The organism is Pseudomonas sp. RIT357 (genome assembly GCF_000632245.1).
Classification (GTDB): Bacteria; Pseudomonadota; Gammaproteobacteria; order Pseudomonadales; family Pseudomonadaceae; genus Aquipseudomonas; species Aquipseudomonas sivasensis.
This window is the reverse complement of sequence record NZ_JFYX01000023.1, coordinates 224879-247027: the sequence shown is the minus strand read 5'-3', so window position 1 is coordinate 247027 and position 22149 is coordinate 224879. Positions and strand designations below refer to the sequence as shown.

The 22149-nt window shown below is 61.1% G+C and carries 21 protein-coding genes and 1 riboswitch; of the genes, 5 read left to right on the top strand and 16 right to left on the bottom strand.

Annotation, left to right across the window (positions count from 1 at the left end; genetic code table 11):
• Positions 1–125 precede the first annotated feature (125 nt).
• From BW43_RS11485 to cobO, 6 genes are read right to left on the bottom strand one after another with little or no spacing between them, the layout of a single operon-like run.
• Positions 126–1577 (bottom strand): cobyric acid synthase, encoded by a 1452-nt coding sequence (locus tag BW43_RS11485; RefSeq protein ID WP_032887800.1) that lies wholly within the window; start codon positions 1575–1577, stop codon positions 126–128.
• The gene (gene cobD / locus BW43_RS11490) at positions 1574–2563 is read right to left on the bottom strand and encodes a threonine-phosphate decarboxylase CobD (RefSeq protein WP_032887797.1); all 990 of its coding nucleotides are present in this window, start codon (positions 2561–2563) and stop codon (positions 1574–1576) included. The genes BW43_RS11485 and cobD overlap by 4 nt, the downstream gene beginning before the upstream one ends.
• Positions 2556–3464 (bottom strand): adenosylcobinamide-phosphate synthase CbiB, encoded by a 909-nt coding sequence (cbiB, locus tag BW43_RS11495; protein WP_032887795.1) that lies wholly within the window; start codon positions 3462–3464, stop codon positions 2556–2558. The genes cobD and cbiB overlap by 8 nt, the downstream gene beginning before the upstream one ends.
• Complete coding sequence (gene bluB, locus BW43_RS11500) at positions 3461–4111, bottom strand: 5,6-dimethylbenzimidazole synthase (protein WP_032887793.1); 651 nt, start codon at positions 4109–4111, stop codon at positions 3461–3463. The genes cbiB and bluB overlap by 4 nt, the downstream gene beginning before the upstream one ends.
• Positions 4108–5415, bottom strand: a complete 1308-nt coding sequence (locus BW43_RS11505; protein ID WP_032887791.1) for a cobyrinate a,c-diamide synthase — start codon at positions 5413–5415, stop codon at positions 4108–4110. Before BW43_RS11505 ends, bluB begins: the two co-directional genes overlap by 4 nt.
• Positions 5412–6023 (bottom strand): cob(I)yrinic acid a,c-diamide adenosyltransferase, encoded by a 612-nt coding sequence (gene cobO, locus BW43_RS11510; RefSeq protein ID WP_027603802.1) that lies wholly within the window; start codon positions 6021–6023, stop codon positions 5412–5414. Before cobO ends, BW43_RS11505 begins: the two co-directional genes overlap by 4 nt.
• 78 nt (positions 6024–6101) lie before the next feature.
• A riboswitch (cobalamin riboswitch) is annotated at positions 6102–6355 on the bottom strand.
• A gap of 99 nt (positions 6356–6454) precedes the next feature.
• On the opposite strand from cobO, the gene BW43_RS11515 reads away from it, so the two are divergent.
• Positions 6455–7768 carry a sorbosone dehydrogenase family protein gene (locus BW43_RS11515; RefSeq protein WP_032887789.1) on the top strand — a complete coding sequence of 438 codons (1314 nt, stop codon included), beginning with the start codon at positions 6455–6457 and terminating at the stop codon, positions 7766–7768.
• Between the two features lie 134 nt (positions 7769–7902).
• Here the strand turns inward: BW43_RS11515 and BW43_RS11520 are convergent, their stop codons facing one another.
• From BW43_RS11520 to BW43_RS11540, 5 genes are all read right to left on the bottom strand, one after another.
• Positions 7903–8439 (bottom strand): C40 family peptidase, encoded by a 537-nt coding sequence (locus BW43_RS11520; RefSeq protein ID WP_032887787.1) that lies wholly within the window; start codon positions 8437–8439, stop codon positions 7903–7905.
• A 144-nt stretch (positions 8440–8583) separates the two neighbouring features.
• Positions 8584–9213, bottom strand: a complete 630-nt coding sequence (locus tag BW43_RS11525) for a C40 family peptidase (protein ID WP_032887785.1) — start codon at positions 9211–9213, stop codon at positions 8584–8586.
• Positions 9214–9426: 213 nt separating this feature from the next.
• Positions 9427–10131: a DnaA regulatory inactivator Hda gene (hda, locus tag BW43_RS11530; RefSeq protein WP_032887783.1), complete on the bottom strand. Its 705-nt coding sequence runs from the start codon at positions 10129–10131 to the stop codon at positions 9427–9429.
• A gap of 203 nt (positions 10132–10334) precedes the next feature.
• Positions 10335–11408 carry an AI-2E family transporter gene (locus BW43_RS11535; protein ID WP_032887781.1) on the bottom strand — a complete coding sequence of 358 codons (1074 nt, stop codon included), beginning with the start codon at positions 11406–11408 and terminating at the stop codon, positions 10335–10337.
• A gap of 35 nt (positions 11409–11443) precedes the next feature.
• Positions 11444–12484, bottom strand: coding sequence for a DUF2066 domain-containing protein (locus BW43_RS11540; protein WP_032887779.1), 1041 nt, complete (start codon positions 12482–12484; stop codon positions 11444–11446).
• Positions 12485–12827: 343 nt separating this feature from the next.
• Here BW43_RS11540 and purM point away from each other — a divergent pair, with 343 nt between their 5' ends.
• The 4 genes from purM (at position 12828) to BW43_RS11560 (ending at position 15755) form a co-directional block, all read left to right on the top strand.
• Entirely contained in the window at positions 12828–13886 is a 1059-nt protein-coding gene (gene purM, locus BW43_RS11545) for a phosphoribosylformylglycinamidine cyclo-ligase (protein ID WP_014719398.1), read from the top strand.
• Positions 13886–14536, top strand: a complete 651-nt coding sequence (gene purN, locus BW43_RS11550) for a phosphoribosylglycinamide formyltransferase (RefSeq protein ID WP_032887777.1) — start codon at positions 13886–13888, stop codon at positions 14534–14536. The genes purM and purN overlap by 1 nt, the downstream gene beginning before the upstream one ends.
• Positions 14537–14544: 8 nt before the next feature.
• Entirely contained in the window at positions 14545–15258 is a 714-nt protein-coding gene (locus BW43_RS11555) for a DUF3108 domain-containing protein (protein ID WP_032887775.1), read from the top strand.
• Between the two features lie 308 nt (positions 15259–15566).
• The gene (locus tag BW43_RS11560; protein ID WP_032887774.1) at positions 15567–15755 is read left to right on the top strand and encodes a hypothetical protein; all 189 of its coding nucleotides are present in this window, start codon (positions 15567–15569) and stop codon (positions 15753–15755) included.
• A 121-nt stretch (positions 15756–15876) separates the two neighbouring features.
• On the opposite strand, the gene BW43_RS11565 is transcribed toward BW43_RS11560, so the two are convergent.
• From BW43_RS11565 to cysM, 5 genes are all read right to left on the bottom strand, one after another.
• Entirely contained in the window at positions 15877–16422 is a 546-nt protein-coding gene (locus tag BW43_RS11565) for a DUF2058 domain-containing protein (protein ID WP_014719402.1), read from the bottom strand.
• A 25-nt stretch (positions 16423–16447) separates the two neighbouring features.
• Positions 16448–17281 carry a nucleoside triphosphate pyrophosphohydrolase gene (mazG, locus tag BW43_RS11570; protein ID WP_032887772.1) on the bottom strand — a complete coding sequence of 278 codons (834 nt, stop codon included), beginning with the start codon at positions 17279–17281 and terminating at the stop codon, positions 16448–16450.
• Positions 17282–17413: 132 nt separating this feature from the next.
• Positions 17414–19657 carry a GTP diphosphokinase gene (gene relA, locus BW43_RS11575; protein ID WP_032887770.1) on the bottom strand — a complete coding sequence of 748 codons (2244 nt, stop codon included), beginning with the start codon at positions 19655–19657 and terminating at the stop codon, positions 17414–17416.
• Between the two features lie 121 nt (positions 19658–19778).
• Positions 19779–21131, bottom strand: a complete 1353-nt coding sequence (rlmD, locus tag BW43_RS11580) for a 23S rRNA (uracil(1939)-C(5))-methyltransferase RlmD (protein ID WP_032887768.1) — start codon at positions 21129–21131, stop codon at positions 19779–19781.
• Entirely contained in the window at positions 21131–22033 is a 903-nt protein-coding gene (gene cysM / locus BW43_RS11585; protein ID WP_032887766.1) for a cysteine synthase CysM, read from the bottom strand. The genes rlmD and cysM overlap by 1 nt, the downstream gene beginning before the upstream one ends.
• Positions 22034–22149: the final 116 nt, after the last annotated feature.

Here is a 22149-nt window from a genome sequence, read left to right as displayed (position 1 = left end):
TGCGAAGCGAGTCGTTTTTGATCCTGCTTTTGATCTGAAGTCGCCCCGTAAACCACGCTGGCCGAACGCAGGAATGGATACGTACACCAAAAGCCCTCTACCACCTTTGAACCGTGTGTACACCATTAAATCCCACACAGTTTGCGCAACAAATCGGTGTCCAAATGGTTCTCCACCAGATCGGCCAGGCGTTCGATATCGCGCTCGCGCAGGGCGTGGTAGTCCACCTCCTGCACATCCTGCAACCCGGCCCAACGCAGCAACGCACTGCAGGCCGCCGGGGTCTCGAACAAGCCATGCAGATACGTGCCGAGAATCTGCCCGTCAGCACTTTGCGCGCCGTCACTGCGACCGTCCTCCAGCAGCACGGCGGCGTTCGACAGGGCAGCGCCACACGTCACACCCGCATGAATCTCGTACCCGCTGACCTCAGCATCCTCCAGCAACAACCGCCCCCGCACATTGCGCAGTTGCTTCTCTTCTTCCAAAGTCGTGCTGAACGCCAACAACCCCAACCCGTCACTGGAACCCGCCGCTCCTTCCAGCCCCAATGGGTCGTGCACCTGCTCGCCCAGCATCTGCAACCCGCCGCAAATCCCCAGCACCTTGCCGCCATACCGCAAATGCCGCGCTACGGCGGTATCCCAGCCATTGGCACGCAGATACGCCAAATCACTGCGCACGCTTTTCGAGCCCGGCAGGATGATCAGGTCGGCGGCAGGAATCGACTGGCCCGGACCGACAAACTGCAAATCCACCTGAGGATGCAGGCGCAGTGGGTCAAAATCCGTGTGATTGCTGATGCGCGGCAATACCGGCACCACCACCTTGAGCACCTGCGCCGCCTTGTCGATCTGACGCTGGTCGATGCCGTCTTCAGCCTCCAAGTGCAAATCCATCACGTAGGGCAAAACCCCCACCACCGGTTTGCCAGTGCGTGCTTGCAGCCAATCCAAACCGGGTTGCAACAGCGCGATATCGCCGCGAAAACGGTTGATGACGAAGCCCTTGACCCGCTCTTGTTCGGTGGGCGAAAGCAATTCCAAGGTGCCGACCAGATGGGCAAATACACCGCCGCGATTGATGTCGGCGATCAGCAGCACTGGGCAGTCGACGGCTTCGGCGAAGCCCATGTTGGCAATGTCATTGGCGCGCAGGTTGATCTCCGCCGGGGAGCCTGCGCCTTCCACCATCACCACCGGATAGGCTTCGCTCAACCGTGCGTGGGAGGCCAGCACTGCCTGCATGGCGATGGCTTTGTAGTCGTGATAGGCCACGGCGTTCATGGTGGTCACGGCGCGGCCGTGGATGATCACTTGGGAACCGGTGTCGCTGTTGGGTTTGAGCAGCACCGGGTTCATGTCGGTGTGAGGCGCCAGATTAGCTGCCTGGGCCTGCACCGCCTGGGCGCGGCCGATCTCGCCGCCTTCGGCCGTCACGGCACTGTTGAGCGCCATGTTCTGCGGCTTGAACGGCACCACTGCGACGCCTTGGCGTACCAGCCAGCGGCACAGCGCGGTCACCAGCGTACTTTTGCCGGCGTCGGACGTGGTGCCTTGCACCATCAGCGTACTCATGAAGCATCCTTATAGGCGGCCAGTGCGGCGTCGAGTCGCAACCAATCGGCCTCGGTGTCGGGCAGGCCGAAGCGCAGGCTGCTGTCGTGGACGAACAGGCGCAGGAGGATGCCGCGCTGGGCCATGAATTCGTGCATGCGTTCGGCGTGCGGGGTGATCAGCCATTGGAACAACGCGCAGCCGCCCTGAGGCTGAAATCCGTGGCGCTCAAGCAGCGTGAACAATCGCTCGCCAGCCTCGACGCAACGCGCCCGCTGACGGGTATGCCCGGCAGTGTCGCGCAGGCACACTTGCCCCAACACGCGCGTCGGTCCGCTAACGGCCCAAGGCCCGACCTGTTCAGCGAGCAACTTGAGCAACTTGCGTTCGGCCAGCACAAATCCCAGACGCACGCCGGCCAGGCCGAAGAACTTGCCGAACGAGCGCAACACAATCAGACCGACCTGATGAGCCTGGCCTGCCAAACTCAACTCCGGCGTCACGTCCATAAACGCTTCGTCCACCACCAGCCAGCCGCCGCGCTGGGCCAGCCGTGTGTGCCAGTCCAGCAGGCGCTGGGGAGTCAGGCTCTGGCCTGTAGGATTGTTGGGATTGACCACCACCAAAACGTCGAGGCTATCGAGGAAGAAGTCGACTTCCTGTTCCTGCACCTCGCGCACCACATACCCGGCGCGGCGCCAGGCTTCGGCATGCTCGGCATAGCAAGGCGACAGCACGCCGACTTTGCCGGATCGGCGCAGGCGCGGCAGCAACTGGATCGCCGCCTGGGAACCGGGCACCGGCAATAAATGCGCGGCCCCGTAGTACTCGCTGGCAGCCTGTTCCAAGCCGTCGTCGGTCTCTGGCAATCGTGCCCAGGCACGCAGCGGGATCGGCGGGATCGGCCAGGGCCAAGGCGCGAGACCGCTGGACAGGTCAAGCCAGTCGGCCTCGGCAATCCCGTATTGAATGGATGCTTTACGCAGTCGGCCACCGTGTTCAAGCATAGAATTGCGCCCCCACACATAGGATCAGCAGCCACAACCATACGCCGCGCTGCACCAGTTGCCAGCCTCGGTCGATGGAGTCGGCATCCGCCGCCGGGCCTTCGCCCAATGGCGGACGCTGGTGCACTTCGCCGTGATAAATCGCAGCACCACCCAATTCAACACCCAAGGCGCCTGCGCCGGCAGCCATCACCGGCCCGGCGTTGGGGCTGTCCCAGGTCGGGCCCTGGGTGCGCCAGCATTTGAGGGCCAGGCGGGTTTTGCCGAGCACGGCGTAGGTCAAGGCCACCAGGCGTGCCGGAATGTAGTTGAGCACGTCGTCGATTTTCGCTGCGGCCCAGCCGAAGCGCTCGAAGCGTTCGTTGCGATAGCCCCACATGGCATCAAGGGTGTTGCTCAATCGGTAGAGCACCACGCCCGGTACGCCAGCGACCACGAACCAGAACAGCGCGGCGAATATCGCATCGCTGCCGTTTTCCAATACCGATTCGGTGGCAGCGCGGGCGACTTCGGTGCGATCCAGCTCGCTGGTCTGGCGGCTCACCAGGTAACTCACCCGCGTGCGGGCTTCATCCAGGTCATCGCTGCGCAACGCCTGGGCCACCGGCATCACATGCTCGCCGAGGCTGCGCATACCGAGGGCGCAGTACAACGCCAGAATCTCCAACACCCAGCCGATATAAGGCGCCCACGACAACGCGGTGGCCAGCAGCGTCAGCGGCACCACGGCGATAAACCACGCCGTCACGCCGTGACTGCGCCAGCCACGGCCGCCACTGTTGAAACGTTGCTCGATGCGCCCGGCAAAATTGCCGAACGCCACCAGCGGATGCCAGCGCCTGGGCTCGCCCAGTAGCGCATCCAACGCCACTGCAGCGACACACAGCAAGGCCACACTCATTGACTTACTCCCCACGTATTCTCATACAACATGTCACTCAGCGGACGCGGTTCGGTCCAGCCTTCGAGCTGCAACATCGGTGCCGGATAGAACTCGGCGACCGGCCCCAGGCACAACACAGCCAGAGGTTTTGCGCCGGGCGGCAGGCCCAGCAAATCGGCCAGGGCCTGGGGCTCAAACAACGAGACCCAGCCCATGCCAAGGCCTTCCACGCGAGCGGCCAGCCACAGATTCTGGATCGCGCAGGACAGCGAGGCCATGTCCATCTCCGGCAAGGTGCGCCGGCCGAAAATATGGCGCTCGCGATCATCCATCAATGCCGCCACCAGTACTTCGGCACAGTCATTGATGCCTTCGACCTTAAGCCTCATGAACTCATCGGTACGTTCGCCAAGGGCCTCGGCTGTGCGCACGCGCTCTTCTTCCACCAGTTGCTGGATCTGCCCGCGCAGGTGGCGGTCGCTGATGCGGATAAAACGCCAGGGCTGCATGAGGCCGACACTCGGCGCCTGATGCGCGGCCTGAAGCAGGCGGTGGAGCAATTCAGGGGCGACAGTGCCACCGCTGAAGTGGCGCATGTCGCGGCGTTCGGCAATGGCGCGGTAAACGGCATCGCGGTCGGCCTGGGGGAAGGCGTTGTCAGTCATGGCGCTATCGTGGGTAAAAACAATGCGGCCACAGCAGCCGGATTCGACGGAAAGTAGAAGTGCACGTAAGAGGCCGTCATCCGCCCCTGTCGGTAGACCGCTTCGGCCCCGCGCCCACCATTGGGGCTCAGACCACGGGCAATCGGTTGCCATTCGGTGCTGGTCAGGGAGTGGTGATAGGTATGGCCGCGCAGCACGCCTTCCGGCAATTCGACGCTTTGCAGCGCCAGGGCCGCCAGTTTCTTTTGCATCACTGCATCACCCTGCAACAGGCCGAGCAGTTCGGCGCGGTTGCCGTCGACGTCGGTGAGGGAGTTCAGCAGGTAGAGCATGCCGCCACACTCAGCGAGCAACGGCTTACCCGCCGCATGGTGAGCACGGATGGCGTCGAGCATCGGAGTATTTTCCGACAACGCCTGGTGGTGCAGTTCCGGGTAGCCGCCAGGCAGATACAGACTGTCGGCGTCAGGTAATTCGCGATCGTGGATCGGGGAGAAAAATGTCAGCTCAGCGCCCATCGCCCGCAACAGGTCAAGACTGGCGCCGTAGGTGAAGGCGAAGGCTTCGTCGCGGGCCACGGCAATGCGGACACCGGCCAACAACGGCTCAGCTTCGATCACTTCAGGCGCGGCGAAGGTCACGGGCGGCGGTAAAGCGACTTCGCAACTGCTGCCCAAGGCTTGGGCGGCGGCGTCCAGGCGTGCATCGAGGTCATTCAGTTCGCTGGCTTGAACCAGGCCTAGATGACGGCTCGGCAGCTCGATTCCCGTCTCGCGGGACAGCGCGCCGTACCAGCGCAGGCCTTCAGTGAGGCTACCTTCGAGCAATTGCGCATGACGCAACGTGCCGACGCGGTTGGCCAACACGCCCGCGAACGGCAGATCCGGCTGGTAGCGCGCAAGGCCCAGCGCCAGAGCACCAAAGGTTTGGGCCATGGCGGTGCCATCAATCACGCCCAGCACCGGCACGCCGAAATGCCGCGCCAGGTCGGCACTGGAGGGCGTGCCGTCGAACAGACCCATCACGCCTTCGATCAGGATCAGGTCGGCCTCCCCCGCCGCTTCCCACAGCAGGCGGCGACTTTCCTGCTCGCCCACCATCCACATATCCAATTGATACACCGGCGCACCGCTGGCGCGTTCGTGGATCATCGGGTCCAGAAAGTCCGGACCGCATTTGAACACGCGCACCCTACGTCCCAGATTGCGGTGCAAACGGGCCAGGGCGGCGGTGACGGTAGTTTTGCCTTGGCCGGACGCCGGTGCGGCGATCAATACGGCCGGGCAATGACGGGGCTGATTCAAAGTTCGACGCCCTTCTGTGCCTTGATACCGGCCTGGAATGCGTGTTTGAGCATGCCCATTTCGGTGACGGTGTCGCCCATCTCGATCAGCTCCGGCTTAGCGCCACGGCCAGTGACCACCACGTGTTGCATCGGCGGGCGGGCTTGCAGGTCGCTGAGCACTTGGTCCAGGTCGAGGTAACCGTGCTTGAGGGCTATGTTCAGCTCGTCCAGCACCACCAGGCCGATGGTTGGGTCTTGCAGCAGTTCGCGGGATACCGCCCAGGCTGCCTCGGCGGCGGCGATATCGCGCTGGCGGTCCTGGGTTTCCCAGGTAAAGCCTTCGCCCATGACGTGGAAACGCACTTGCTCGGGGAAGCGGCGGAAAAACAACTCTTCGCCAGTGCTGTTACGCCCCTTGATGAACTGCACCACACCGCATTGCATCCCATGGCCCATGGCGCGAGCGAGCATCCCAAACGCCGAGCTGCTCTTGCCTTTGCCGTTGCCGGTGAGTACCAGCAGCAAGCCGCATTCGTTAGGGGAGTTGGCGATGCGCTCGTCGATCACGGCTTTTTTGCGCAGCATGCGCGCCAGGTGGCGTTCGTCGCGGTCGGGGGTATCGGTCATGGCAGCTCTCCGTTGGGGCTGGACAAAAACGGCGGGCAGGAAAAAGAAAAAACAGACAGCCAAGCATCGCCCACCGTGATGCTGTTGGATGATCCAGGCCGGTCTCCGGGCTCATGAGTGGCGCAGCTCTTGTAGAGAGCAAGCAGGCCAACGCTGCGCCTTCCCATATCGCACGCGATACAGTGGCAAAAGCAGCGTCTTGACTCATTTACCGTTGCGGGGGCAGCGCCGGAATTGCGGCGGCGCTGTGTACAAGCGCGCTCACTCACCGGCTTCCCTGTTTCACTCTGTCGACCCACGGGTCACAGAGCACCTGGAACAAGCGGCGAAGGTTAGTGGGTTGGGGGTGGAGCGTCAATGAAAGCTGGTCGAGTACTTGAACCATCGCACCACCGCCCTCCTCTACCCTTACAGGTATCAAGGAGAACACCATGCATAAAACCAGACTCGCCCTGTTAATCATGCTTGCCGGCGCCCTCGCGGCGTGCGGAGAAAGCTCAACCCTGAAGGCTTCCGACGGCACCGGCCCCTCGCCCCGACTGCCGGAGCCGAACAAAACGCTGATCCCTACCGTCAACATCGCTCCGGCCATCGGCTGGCCAGATGGCGCGAAGCCAACGGCAGCCCCCGGCACCCAAGTGGCCGCGTTCGCCGAGGGCCTCGACCACCCGCGCTGGCTGTATGTGTTGCCTAATGGCGATGTGCTGGTGGCGGAAACCAACGCACCGCCCAAACCGGATGACGCCAAGGGCATACGCGGCTGGGTCATGGAGAAGGTCATGGGACGTGCCGGCGCCGGGGTGCCGAGCCCGAACCGTATCACTCTATTGCGCGATGCCGACCACGACGGCGTCGCCGAAACACGTACGGTGTTCCTGGAAAACCTCAATTCGCCGTTCGGTATGACCCTGGTCGGAAACGACCTGTATGTGGCCGACTCGGACAAGCTGCTGCGTTTCCCCTATCAGCCAGGCGAAACTGCCATCAAGGCCCAAGGCTCCAAGGTGGTCGACTTGCCAGGCGGTCCGCTGAACCACCACTGGACGAAAAACGTGGTGGCCAGCAAGGACGGCAGCAAGCTGTACGTGAGCGTCGGTTCAAACAGCAACGTCGGTGAAAACGGCCTGGAGGCGGAACAGGGGCGTGCCGCGATCTGGGAAGTCGACCGCGCCAGCGGCCAGCACCGTATTTTCGCCTCCGGCCTGCGCAACCCCAATGGCATGGCTTGGGAACCGCAGAGCGGCAAGCTGTGGACAGCGGTGAACGAGCGCGACGAGATCGGCAGCGACCTGGTGCCGGACTACATCACCTCGGTCAAGGACGGCGGTTTCTATGGCTGGCCGTTCAGCTATTACGGCCAGCATGTGGATGTGCGCGTCACGCCGCAGAACCCGGACCTGGTCGCCAAGGCCATTGCGCCGGACTACGCCGTAGGGCCGCACACCGCTTCTTTGGGCCTGACGTTCGCCGAGGGCAGCAAACTCCCGGCGCCGTTCAGCAACGGCGCATTCATCGGCCAGCATGGCTCGTGGAATCGCAAGCCGCACAGCGGCTACAAGGTGATTTTCGTGCCATTCGAGGCAGGTCAGCCTAAAGGCCAGCCGGTGGACGTGCTGACCGGCTTCCTCGATAAAGATGAGAAAGCCATGGGCCGCCCAGTGGGCGTGGTGATTGATCAGCAAGGGGGTTTGCTGGTGGCGGATGACGTGGGGAACAAGGTATGGCGGGTGTCGGCGGCCAAATAAACGCCCCCAGAAGCATCACAAAACCAATGTGGGAGGGGGCTTGCTCCCGATAGCAGTGGGTCAGGCACAGATACTGTGACTGATACTTCGCTATCGGGGGCAAGCCCCCTCCCACATTTAGTTAGGTATTGGGTTCAGGGATTACGTGCCAGGTTTGCTGGCAATACCCGCTTAGCGCTCAGATAAGCATTCTGCCAATACGCCTTGGACAGGGTATCGAGCTTCACCGTACCGCCGGTTTGCGGCGCATGGACAAAGCGGCCCTCGCCCACATAGATCCCAGCATGGCTGACCTGCGAACCACCACCGGTGGCGAAGAACAGCAGGTCACCGGTTTGCAGGTTCTGCTCACTCACGTCCTGAGCGCGCATCACGATCAGCTCACGGGTAGTGCGTGGCAGGGAAATGCCGGCGGCGTCACGGAACACAAAGCCGATCAGGCCACTGCAATCAAAGCCCGAGTCCGGCGTGTTGCCGCCCCAGCGATAAGGCGTGCCGACGAGGCCCAGCGCACGGAAGAGCACGTCTTCGGCAGCAGGCGAGAAATTCTGGGTGGCGTAGTTGAATACCGGCTTGGGCTTGGCCGCGACAGGAGCAGGCGGCGGACGGCTGGCGCAGGCGCTGAGCAGCGCGGCGCAAACGAGAAGAACTAGGCGGGCTGACGTCGACATGTGCAGAACAATCCTGGTCTGGATGCGGCTTTCGCTGCCGAACGCTGAAAACCAGAACGCGCAAGCAAGGCTCGCGCGAACGGATTACAACAATGTCCAGGGATTCTAGCGCTTACACGTCAAACTTCAAGTATCACTTTAAGTTTACTTGCTAGCGGTAACGGTCGTCGGGGCCATGGCGAGTGCACGCTTGGCTTCGATGAAGGTTTTGCTCCAGTAACTGTCGCCCAGGTTGTCAACTCGGACACCGCCACTGCGACGGCTGCTGGAGTGGATAAACTGGTTATCACCCAGGTAAATACCGGCGTGACTGACACGACCACGACCTGCAGTACTGAAGAAAAGCAGATCACCGGGCTTGAGGTTGTTGCGCGCGACCAACGGTGCGTTCACGTTGATCATTTCGCGAGTGGAGCGTGGCAAGTTCATGCCAGCTTCTTCACGAAACAGATAGCCGATGAAACCGCTGCAGTCGAAACCGGCTTCGGAAGTACCGCCAAAACGGTAACGGGTACCGATCAGGGACATGCCGCGTTCGAGAATGCTGTCGGCCAGAACTGGAAGCTGATAAGGCTTGCTGCCGGAGAAATCGGCCAGTTCTTTCTCTGTTGCAACTTCTTCCTCATAGACAGTGGAAGACTGCGCTGCAACAAATTTTGCCTGGGAATGTTGTTGAGGCTTTTGCTGCTCAACCACCTGCTGAGGATGGGAGGCGCAACCAAACAACAGGGTAACGAGTGCGAGGGGCACGAGGGGTGCGAAGCGATTTAGCATGGGCACGACCGTGGCTGATGTGTAAAGAAGCCGAGACTATGCCCTCTATCACATCGATTTGCAAATTCAATCGTGACCTATGTGACTTCCTGCTTGGACTATGACATCTAAGCCCTTAACACCCTATACGCACCTTTCGCGTGGCCAAACCGGCCCAAACGCGGGTTTTCTGACGCCTGGAATTTGCCAAAACCCCTGCAAACAAAGGGGTTGCTACCAGCCGAGGGTTTCTTTGAGAAAGGGAATGGTCAGTTTACGCTGGGCCTGCAAAGAGGCTTGATCGAGCTGTTCGAGCAAATCGAACAACGCACTCATGCTGCGAGTGCCACGGGTGAGGATAAAGTGTCCGACTTCGTCGGTGAGGTGCAGGCCGCGGCGAGAGGCACGCAGTTGCAGGGCGCGCAATTTGTCTTCGTCGGAGAGCGGGCGCATCTGGAAGATCAGCGCCAGGGTAAGGCGCGACTTGAGGTCGGCCAGTTTGACGGGCAACTCGCGGGGCGATGTGGAGGCAGCAATCAACAAGCGCCGTCCGCTGTCTCGCAGGCGGTTGAACAGATGAAACAGCGCCTCTTCCCAATCGGCCTTGCCAGCAATCGCCTGTAGGTCATCCAGGCACACCAGCTCGTATTGCTCAAGGTTGTCGAAGATCCCGATACCGCGGTCCATCAATTCAGCCAAAGGCAGGTACACCGCCGGCTCGCCCATTTGCTCGAAGCGCAAGCAGGCGGCCTGCAACAGGTGAGTACGCCCCACGCCGTGCTTGCCCCACAGATAGATCAGGCTTTCAGTCCACCCGGCGTCGGCTTCGCAGAGCCGCTCGACATAGCCGAGTGCAGCGGCATTGGCGCCTGGGTAGTAATTGATAAAGGTGGCGTCATCACGCAGACGCACACCTAAGGGCAGCTGAATCGGTTTCATGCTGACTGAACGGCTCCCATCGAACCGCTAGTGGCCTCTGTGTAAAGTTTGCAAAGTTTATACCCGTGACGCGGGGCGCACAATGCAGCAGACCACAAGCAAAATCAAAGGTTTGCGTTAACTTGCCGGTTTTACGCGGATTGTTTGACGCCATCCCCCCATAAACAACAAACCCGGCCGAAGCCGGGTTTATGAAGCAGCGGTTACAGGTCGGGGTCTTCGACGCCCGTGTACACATCCGAATCCTTGTACAAATCGTGCATATGGCGCACCAGCACCATGATCACCGCCGCGACCGGCAATGCCAGCAAGATGCCGGTAAAGCCAAACAGCTCGCCCCCCGCCAGGATCGCAAAGATTACCGCCACCGGGTGCAGACCGATCCGGTCACCCACCAACAACGGCGTCAGCACCATGCCCTCAAGGGCCTGGCCGACCATGAACACCGCGACAATCCCGAGCATCGGATACAGGTCACCACCAAACTGGAACAGGCCAGCCACGAGCGCCGCGCCGATGCCGATCACAAAGCCCATATAAGGAACGATAGCCGCCAGGCCAGCGATCAGGCCGATCAACAGGCCCAGCTCCAGGCCGATGGCCATCAGGCCGGCGGCGTAGATAACGCCCAGGGCCAGCATCACCAGCAACTGGCCACGCACGAATGCGCCAAGGACTTCATGGCACTCACCGGCCAGGGAGACGATGCGCTCCTCACGATCACGCGGCAGCAAGCTGCGGATCTTGGCCATCATGATGTCCCAGTCGCGCAGCAGATAGAACGCCACCACCGGGATCAGCACGAGATTGGTCAGCCAGCCGATCAACGCCAGGCTCGACGCAGTCGCCTGACTGAGGATCACACCGACGATATCGGTGGTTTGCCCCATATGCTCACTGATCGCCGCCTTGACCTTATCGAACTTCCAGAAGCCGTCCGACAACCCCAACTTGGCCTGGGCCCACGGCATTGCCGTGTGCTGCAACCAGTCGAGCATCTGCGGCGCCAACTCATAGAGACGAAACAGTTGCTTGGCCAGCATCGGCACCAACACCAGCACCAGCGCGGTGATGATCAAGGTGAACAGCGCAAACACCGCCACTACGCCCAAGGTCCGCGACAGCCCGGCTTTCTCCAAACGATCCACCACCGGATCGAACAGATAGGCCAGCAGCAACGCAACCAGGAACGGCGTCAGGATCGAATGCAGCAAGAACACAAAAACGCACAGCAGGACGATCCCGCCAAGCCACACCCAACGACGCGTATCCGCCATAAACCACTCCATTGCTTCTATATAAGGAAGAACTGTTACCAACGAAAACGCAGTTGCGCCTGAGGCTCAGGTGCAGCGGCCGGTTGCGCGCCCTCAGCGACTGGCTGCGTAGCCGGCGCCTCGCCCGCAGGGATCTCCTGCAGCTTGGCCAGGCTCAACTGGGTGCGCAACTGATCGGCGCTCCCGTTAACCCGATACACAATGCGATTGCCGTCAACCCACTGCGGCTGGCCACCAAACGGCTCCAGCAGATGACCCAGTGCCGCGTAGCGCTCCAGGGTCATCCCCTGCACTTCCAGCAGTTGTTCGGTGCTCACGCCAGGCTTGACCGCAAAACGCGGCGCCAATTTCTGGCTGACCGCCAGCATCACTGCGTCGGCCACCGCGCCGGTGTCGGCGCCTTGGGCTGTGCCCTGTTCGCTCTTGTCGCCCAGCCACAGGCGCCATTTGGCCTGCCATTGGTTACCTTCCTGACGCGCGTGCACGGCAAGCAACGCGTCGGCGCCGTAGCGCTCGGATGCGGCGCGCAACGGTGTGGCGTCGGCACTCTCCAGGTTCGGCGCCGTAGCGACGACCTGCTCATCCAGATCGCCCAGCGGCAGACGCAACGGCAAGCCACGGTGCTGGGCTGCATGACGCAGCGCCTGGGCGACGGTCTGGCCATCCCCCACCAGGCTGCTGCCTTCAGTGGAATCGTTCAACCACCAGCCGAGGATCGACGGCCGATTGCTGCCCCAGATCGACAGGCCCGCATCACGCAGAGCGCGGTCGGTGCTGACCGGGTCGAAATCCACTTGCAGACTCTCGGGTGGGCCGGCGTCGTAACCGTATTGCGTGATGATTTGCTGCGGATCCTTGCGAATCGCCGCCAGGCCTGGGCCGTCGGCGGCTTTGGCGTCGCCGGTCAGGCGGATTACCAGGGTCTGCACCGCGCGCTGGGTGGCCTGGTCGCGCTCTTGGGGCGATTGGCTGCTGACGGGTTCAAGTACTTGATAAAGACCATTGAGGGTTTCGGCATGACTCGCCAGGCTGACCAATGACAAGCAGCCCATAAAGAAGAATTTACACAGACGCATGGAAGATTCCCGAACGACAAATTTAGCGGCTGGAACAGACCGCGTGAACTCGGTTTGCCAAGGCTGTGACCACGGCAACCGGTAAAACATTCACAGGGTCCTGGTAAGTTTTCATGCTGTCATAACGATAGCGCGTTCAAGGCTATACCTTAATACGTGCCACGGCTGACGCGATTAGCATTTTTTTAACCTATATGGCCCTGCCCGTCGGCCCGAGGATGGCCGCTGCCCCTCAAGCCTGATAAAATCGCGCGCCTTCGCAGACCGTCATCGGCTGGGCCTTTTACCAAAAGCCCCTGCCCGCTCGGTCGTTACCCCTGAATCCCCCCTAAAGGCCTGGATCATGAGCAAGCAACCCTCCCTGAGCTACAAGGACGCCGGTGTAGACATCGACGCCGGTGAAGCATTGGTCGAACGCATCAAGAGCGTCGCCAAGCGCACTGCGCGCCCCGAAGTCATGGGCGGCCTGGGCGGTTTTGGCGCCCTCTGCGAAATCCCGGCCGGCTACAAGCAGCCTGTTCTGGTTTCCGGCACCGACGGTGTGGGCACCAAGCTGCGCCTGGCACTGAACCTGAACAAGCACGACAGCATCGGCATCGACCTGGTGGCCATGTGCGTCAACGACCTGGTGGTATGCGGCGCCGAGCCATTGTTCTTCCTTGACTACTACGCCACCGGCAAGCTCAACGTCGAGACCGCTACCCAAGTGGTAACCGGCATTGGCGCGGGTTGCGAACTGTCGGGTTGCTCCCTGGTAGGCGGCGAAACCGCTGAAATGCCAGGCATGTACGAAGGCGAAGACTACGACCTGGCCGGTTTCTGCGTGGGTGTTGTAGAGAAAGCTGAAATCATCGACGGTTCCAAAGTGGCTGCCGGTGACGCCCTGCTCGCCCTGCCATCCTCTGGCCCGCACTCCAACGGCTACTCGCTGATCCGCAAGATCATCGAAGTGTCCGGTGCCGACATCGAGAACATCCAACTCGACGGCAAGCCACTGACCGACCTGCTGATGGCCCCGACCCGCATCTACGTCAAGCCACTGCTCAAGCTGATCAAGGACACTGGCGCGGTCAAAGCCATGGCCCACATCACCGGCGGCGGCCTGCTGGACAACATCCCGCGCGTCCTGCCAAAAGGCGCTCAGGCGATCGTCGACGTGGCCAGCTGGCAGCGTCCTGCGGTATTTGACTGGCTGCAAGAGAAAGGCAACGTCAATGAAACCGAAATGCACCGCGTGCTGAACTGCGGCGTGGGCATGGTGATCTGCGTAGCGCAAGAGCACGTTGAAACTGCGCTGAACGTCCTGCGTGAAGCCGGCGAGCAGCCTTGGGTCATCGGCCAGATCGCCACCGCTGCCGAGGGCGCGGCCCAGGTTGAACTGAAGAACCTCAAGGCTCATTGATGTCTCAGACCTGTGATGTTGTGGTGCTGCTCTCCGGCACCGGCAGTAACTTGCAGGCCCTGATCGACAGCACGCGCACCGGCGACAGCCCGGTGCGCATCGCTGCGGTGATCTCCAACCGCAGCGACGCCTACGGCCTGCAACGTGCCAGGGACGCGGGTATCGAAACCCGCTCGCTGGATCACAAGGCTTTCGAGGGCCGCGAGGCCTTCGACAGCGCCTTGATCGAACTCATCGATGCCTTCAACCCCAAACTCGTGGTACTGGCCGGATTCATGCGAATCCTCAGCGGCGATTTCGTGCGGCACTACGACGGGCGCCTGCTGAATATCCACCCTTCCCTGCTGCCCAAATACAAAGGCATGCACACCCATCAGCGCGCCCTTGAAGCCGGTGACAGTGAGCATGGCTGCAGCGTGCACTTTGTCACCGAGGAACTCGATGGCGGGCCTCTGGTCGTACAGGCAGTGGTTCCGGTAGAGTCTGACGACTCGGCGCAGACACTTGCGCAACGGGTTCATACCCAGGAACACAGGATTTACCCGCTGGCTGTGCGCTGGTTTGCCGAGGGGCGGTTGATTCTTGGTGACCAGGGTGCATTATTGGACGGTCAGTTACTTGCGGCCAGCGGCCACTTGATTCGAACCTAGGAGATTTTATGCGTCGCGCCTTGCTTTTCGCTGTTGCGCTGTTCGCCTTGCCTGCCGTGCAGGCAGCCGACCTTCACCCCTTCTCCGCCAGCTACACCGCCGACTGGAAACAGTTGCCCATGAGTGGTTCGGCTGAGCGCAGCCTGACCAAGAACGACAACGGCTCGTGGACCTTGAATTTCAAGGCATCCATGATGATCGCCAGCCTGACCGAAACCAGCGTGATCCGCTTCGACAAGGACACCCTGCAACCCGTGAGCTACAGCTTCGAACGTGGCGGCCTGGGCAAGGCAAAGAAAATCAACCTGGACTTCGACCAGACCGCCAAGAAAGTTACCGGTTTTGAAAACAAAGACCCGGTGAACGTGGCCCTGCAAAGCAACATGCTCGACAAGTCGACCTACCAGCTCGCATTGCAACGCGATGTGGCAGCCGGCAAGAAAAGCATGAGCTACAACGTGGTTGAAGGGACCGACGTCGACACCTACGACTTCCGCGTGATCGGCCCGGAAAAGGTCCAGACCAAGGTAGGCTCCATCGACGCGATCAAGGTCGAGCGCGTGCGTGACCCGACCCAAAGCAAGCGCATCACCCAGATGTGGTTTGCCAAGGACCAGGGCGGCATCCTGGTTGCCCTGCGTCAGGTTGAGACCGACGGCAAGGAATACAACATCATGCTGCAAGACGGTACCGTTGACGGCAAGGCTGTCAAAGGCAACTGATTGCGCGGATGAGCTGAACAAGAGCCTCGCTGAATGCGGGGCTTTTTTTCGTCTGGGGATTTTGGGTTCAAGTGTCTGCCATCATCGGGAGCAAGCCCCCTCCCACATTTGAACTGCGAACACTTACCCCTGTGGGAGGGGGCTTGCTCCCGATGGCGCCGGCATGACCAACACAGCCCTATCAGGCTGCCGCCCAACATGAAACTTCTGTCATAAACCGCCAAAGCGGTTTACTTAGCAAGCTAACAAATCGTATAAAAAGACCTGCGACGACTTGCCGCATACCCACCAGAAATTGGAGCAAGCAGATGACTGTAAAAGTAACTGAACGCGACGATGCACATATGTCCCACGAAGCACTGGGCCATGGGATTCACATCTGGGATGTACACCAACAAGACCTGCTGGTCGGCATGTTTCACAACGAGAGCGACGCTCACAATTATAAAAACGAGCTTGAGTCGCTTGAGATGAAACGCCAGGCACAAAGCTCCTGAATATTTGCAGGATTTCGGCACAAGGCCCACGCAGCCCGACGCCTGAAAACACAAACCCCGCCTTTTGAGCGGGGTTTGTTGTTTTGAGAGGTACTGCTTACCACTCAGGTGCTTGAACGCTTTACCACATCAGATCATCCGGGATCTGGTAAGCCGCGTACGGATCGTCCTCATCCGGCACCTGGCTTTCTGTGAGGATGTTGAGTTGCACAATGCGCTCTGGTGCGCGCTCCTGAATCTTCAGCGCCGCTTCACGCGGGATCACTTCGTAGCCGCCGCCGTGGTGCACGATCGCCAGGGAGCCGTTGCTCAGCTTGTTACGCATCAGCGTGTTGACCGACAGGCGCTTGACCTTCTTGTCATCCACGAAGTTGTAGTAATCCTCGGTGGTGAGCTTGGGCAGGCGCGAGGTTTCGATCAATTGCTTGACCTGAGCCGTGCGGGCCTTGGCCTCGGCTTTTTCCTGCTGCTGGCGATTCAGCTCCTGGTCACGTTTGACCTTTTCGGCGTGTGCCTCGGCAGCCAGGCGTGCCTGGGTGTCATCGACCTCAGCTTGGCCTTTGTGGACCAGGCGCTGCTGCTTCTGTTTCTCTTTGCCGACCTGCTTGGCCTGCTTTTGGTTGACCAGACCTGCTTTGAGCAACTGGTCGCGAAGGGAAAGGCTCATGGTGCTTACTCACTTAGGCAACTGCTCAACCGCAGCTGGACACATTCTTTTCCTGACGTTTGGCTTCGCCCCATAGGGCGTCCAACTCTTCGAGGGTGCAATCTTCTATGGGACGACGGGTGTCGCGCAATGCCTGTTCGATAAATCGGAAACGTCGTTCGAACTTGGCATTGGCGCCACGCAGTGCGGTTTCCGGGTCAACCTTGAGGTGACGGGCCAAGTTGACCGCCGCAAACAGCAGGTCACCGACTTCGTCGGCAATGGCTACCGAGTCATTATCGGCCATGGCTTCGAGCACTTCATCCAGCTCTTCGCGCACGTTGTCCACCACCGGCAAGGCAGACGGCCAGTCGAAACCGACCTGGCTGGCGCGCTTTTGCAATTTGGCGGCACGGGATAAGGACGGCAGCGCCGTGGGCACATCATCCAGCAGGGAAAGCTGCTCTGGTGCGTCGGATTTTTCCGCACGCTCCTCGGCTTTGATCTGCTCCCAGCGCTCCTTGACCTGCTCTTCGCTCAACTGTGGGATATCCAGTGGCGCATACAGATCACCGGTGGGGAACACATGGGGATGACGCCGGATCAGCTTGCGCGTGATGCTGTCGATCACGCCGGCAAATTCGAAACGCCCCTCTTCCCGCGCCAACTGGCTGTAATACACCACTTGGAACAACAGGTCGCCCAACTCGCCTTGCAGGTGATCGAAGTCGCCGCGCTCGATGGCGTCGGCCACTTCATAGGCTTCTTCGAGGGTGTGCGGGACGATGGTCGCGTAGGTTTGCTTGAGGTCCCACGGGCACCCATATTGCGGGTCTCGCAGGCGGCTCATCAGGTGCAGCAGGTCTTCAAGTGAATACATCTTTCTGTGTCCGATCAGTGTGGGAGGGGGCTTGCTCCCGATAGCGGTGCGTCAGCCACCAGATGTATCAACTGACAGCCTGCTATCGGGAGCAAGCCCCCTCCCACATTTAGCCTGCATTCATTCCGCGAATCATGGTGTGCGGTTACGCCGTGTCTCTATGATGTTCGGCAACTGGGAAATCCGCCCCAGCAACCGGCCCAATGCGTCCAACCCCGGGATCTCGATGGTCAAGGACATCAATGCAGTGTTGTCCTCTTTATTCGAGCGGGTGTTGACCGCCAGCACGTTGATGCGCTCATTGAGCAACACTTGCGAGACGTCACGCAGCAGGCCGGAACGGTCGTAGGCACGGATGATGATGTCCACCGGGTAGGTGAGCACCGGCACCGGGCCCCAGCTGACCTGGATAATCCGCTCCGGCTCGCGCCCACCCAGTTGCAGCACCGAGGCGCAGTCCTGGCGGTGAATGCTCACGCCACGGCCCTGGGTGATGTAACCGACGATCGCATCCCCCGGCAGCGGCTGGCAGCAGCCGGCGATTTGCGTCAGCAGGTTGCCCACGCCCTGGATCTGGATATCACCGCGCTTGCCAGGCTTATAGCCGGTGGCTTTACGGGGGATCAGCTCAAGTTGTTCGTTGCCGCGTTCCGGCTCGACCAACTGCTGGGCCAGATTGACCAGTTGCGCCAGGCGCAGATCGCCGGCACCCAGGGCGGCGAACATGTCTTCGGCGATCTTCATGTTGGCCTTTTCGGCCAGCTTGTCGAAGTCCACCTGCGGCAGGCCCAGGCGAGCCAGTTCGCGCTCAAGCAGGGTCTTGCCGGCGGCGACGTTTTGGTCGCGCGCTTGCAATTTGAACCAGTGGACGATCTTCGCCCGCGCCCGCGACGTGGTGATGTAGCCCAGGTTCGGGTTCAGCCAGTCGCGGCTCGGCGTGCCGTGTTTGCTGGTGATGATTTCGACCTGCTCACCGGTCTGCAGGCTGTAGTTGAGCGGTACGATGCGCCCGTTGATCTTGGCGCCCCGGCAGTTGTGGCCGATCTCGGTGTGAACGCGGTAGGCGAAGTCCAGCGGCGTCGAGCCCTTGGGCAGGTCGATGGCGTGGCCGTCGGGGGTGAAGATGTAGACCCGATCCGGTTCGATATCCACACGCAGTTGTTCGGCCAGGCCGCCGATGTCGCCGAGCTCTTCATGCCATTCCAGCACTTGGCGCAGCCAGGAGATTTTCTCTTCGTACTGGTTGGACCCGGCCTTAACGTCGGTGCCCTTGTAGCGCCAGTGCGCGCACACGCCCAGCTCAGCCTCTTCGTGCATGGCGTGGGTGCGGATCTGCACTTCCAGTACCTTGCCTTCGGGGCCAATCACGGCGGTGTGCAGAGAGCGATAGCCGTTTTCCTTGGGGTTGGCGATGTAGTCGTCAAACTCCTTGGGAATGTGACGCCACAGCGTATGAACGATGCCCAGCGCGGTGTAACAGTCGCGCATTTCCGGCACCAGCACGCGCACCGCACGCACGTCGTAGATCTGGCTGAAGGCCAAGCCCTTGCGCTGCATTTTGCGCCAGATGGAATAGATGTGCTTGGCACGGCCGCTGATGTCGGCGTCGACCCCGGTGGCCTGCAACTCGGAGCGCAACTGGCCCATCACGTCGCTGATAAACCGCTCGCGATCGAGCCGCCGCTCATGCAGCAGCGTGGCAATCTGTTTGTATTGATCGGGTTCCAGGTAGCGGAAGGACAAGTCCTCCAACTCCCATTTGATATGGCCGATGCCCAGGCGGTGAGCCAGGGGGGCGTAGATGTCGAAGACTTCGCGGGCAACGCGGTTGCGCTTTTCGTCGTCGGCGGTTTTTACCGCACGGATCGCGCAGGTGCGTTCGGCCAGCTTGATCAGGGCGACGCGTACGTCGTCGACCATAGCGACCAGCATCTTGCGCAGGTTCTCGACTTGGCCCTGGGTGCCCAGCACCATGGACTGGCGCGGACTGAGGCTCGCGCTGATGGCCGCCATGCGCAGGACGCCGTCAATCAGCTTGGCCACCACTGCGCCGAAACGCTGGCTGACCGTAGGCAACTGGATGTGCCCTTCACGCACGCCGCGATAGAGCACGGCGGCGATCAGCGAATCCTGGTCCAACTTGAGATCGGCAAGAATCTCGGCGATTTCCAACCCGGTGCGAAAGCTGGAAGTGCCTTCAGCCCACAGGTTCTTGGCCGCATTGTCTTGCTGCTCAGACTCGCGAGCGAACTCGCAGGCTGCTTTCAAGGCTTCACGGTCCAGTGCCGGGTCGACACTGATGGCATGATCCAGCCATGCCTCCAGGTTGATACTGCCGTCGGTGTTGATCGGCTGGTGTGCTCTCACCTGTACCATCTTGCTTACCTTCCCTACGACGCACCTTGGATGCGCCAAAAATCATGCCGACCTTTTGCTGCAAACTCCCTGGCAGTTCACGGCCTTGGAGAATGCAGGCCAGTCGGATTAAACGGGCATCCTAGCCCGCTTCAAATAACGCCATCGCCTCGACATGCGCCGTCTGCGGAAACATGTCGAGGATCCCGGCCCGTTTTAGCCGGTAGCCTTGCTTGACCAACTCAACCGTGTCCCGCGCCAGCGTCGCCGGGTTGCAGGACACATACACCAGGCGCTTGGCCCCCAGGGTGGCGAGCTTGCGCACAACCTCTTGGGCACCATCGCGGGGTGGATCCAAGAGTACCGCAGAAAAGCCCTGTTTGGCCCAATCCGCGTCAGTCAAAGGCTGGGACAAATCGGCCTGAAAAAACTGCGCATTATGCAAATTGTTGCTGATGGCGTTCTGTGCAGCCCGGTCCACCATGGTCTGCACCCCTTCCACTGCCACCACTTCACGCACCTGTTTGGCCAGTGGCAGGGCAAAATTGCCCAAGCCGCAAAATAGGTCCAACACCCGTTCATCAGGTTGCGGCGCCAGCCAGTCCAGGGCCTGGGCAACCATCGCCTCATTGACCCCGGCGTTGACCTGGACAAAATCCCCCGGCCGGTACGCCAACTCCAAGTCCCATGCGTCCAATCGGAAACCTAGTGACTGATCGGCCTCAAAGGGTTCCGGCTGGCCTTCGCCATGCAGCCACAACTGGGCTTCATGGAAGCTACAAAATTCTTTCAGGATCAGCAGGTCCGCCTCCGACAACGGCGCCATATGCCGCAACAAGACGGCGACGGACGAGCCACTGAACAACTCAACATGGCCCAGTGCCTGAGGTTTGCTCAGACGACGGAGCATGTTGGGCAAGCGCTGCATGATCGGCTGCAAGGCCTGTACCAGCACCGGGCAATCATCGATGGCGACGATGTCCTGGCTGGCAACAGCGCGGAAACCCACGTCGAGTTTTTTTGCCTTGGCATCCCAACGCACCGCCACGCGGGCACGGCGCCGGTAACCGAACTCCGGGCAGCTCAACGGTGCGGCCCACTCTTGCGGTTCGACCCCGGCCACGCGGGACAGTTGCTCGGCGAGCATGCGCTGTTTCAGGGCGAGTTGTTCGTTGTGGGGCAAGTGCTGCACGCTGCAACCGCCACAGCGGCCGAAGTGCGCGCACGGTGCAGGACGGCGCAGTTCACTGGCCTTGAACACCCGCTCGGTGCGGGCCTCGACCACTTTGCCGTGGGTACCCAACACCCGCGCTTCGACTTCTTCGCCGGCCAGCGCGCCATTGACGAACCAGGTGCGGCCTTCAAAAAAGACGATGCCACGGCCATCGTTGGCCAGGCGCTCAATGGTCAGGCGTTGTTTCTTGCCCACTGGAATCTGTGGGGCCCGGCTGCCGCCCGTCGGTTGGAAGCGCAGGCCTCTCTCGTGCTTGGCCATCAGTTGGGTTCGTCGAAAATGCCGGTCGACAAGTAACGGTCGCCTCGGTCACAGATGATCGCGACGATCACCGCGTTTTCCACTTCCTTGGACAAGCGCAACATACCCGCCACGGCACCGCCGGACGACACGCCGCAGAAGATGCCTTCTTCACGGGCCAGTCGGCGGGTGGTGTCTTCGGCTTCGCGCTGGGCCATGTCGATGATGCGATCCACGCGGGCCGCGTTGTAGATCTTCGGCAAGTACTCTTCGGGCCAGCGACGAATGCCTGGGATGGCCGCGCCTTCCATCGGTTGCAGGCCGACGATCTGGATCGCCGGATTCTGCTCCTTGAGGTAGCGCGAGTTGCCCATGATGGTGCCGGTGGTACCCATGGAGCTGACGAAATGGGTGATGGTGCCCTGGGTCTGACGCCAGATTTCCGGACCGGTGGTGGTGTAGTGCGCTTCGGGGTTGTCCCCATTGGCGAACTGGTCCAGCACCTGGCCACGGCCTTCGGCGGCCATGCGCTCAGCGAGGTCGCGGGCGCCTTCCATGCCTTCTTCCTGGGTGACCAGCACCAACTCGGCGCCATAGGCGGTCATCGCCGCCTTGCGCTCGGCGCTGCCGTTGTCGGGCATGATCAGCACCATCTTGTAACCCTTGATCGCGGCGGCCATGGCCAGGGCGATCCCGGTGTTACCGGAGGTGGCTTCGATCAGGGTGTCACCGGGCTTGATCTGCCCACGCAGCTCGGCGCGGGTGATCATCGACAGCGCCGGGCGGTCTTTTACCGAGCCGGCCGGGTTGTTGCCTTCGAGCTTGAGCAAAAGGGTATTGCTGGTTTCACCCGCCATGCGTTGCAAGCGGACCAGGGGCGTGTTGCCGACGCAATCGGCGATTGTAGGGTACTGCAAGGTCATGGCGTATTCGCAATCCAGACTGCGGGGCGCACATCATACCGGGAAAGGCCGGCGGGCCATATCACGCAAAGTGTGGTGCTTATGGCTTAAAGGAATAAGCGGAAAAGAGGGTGAGC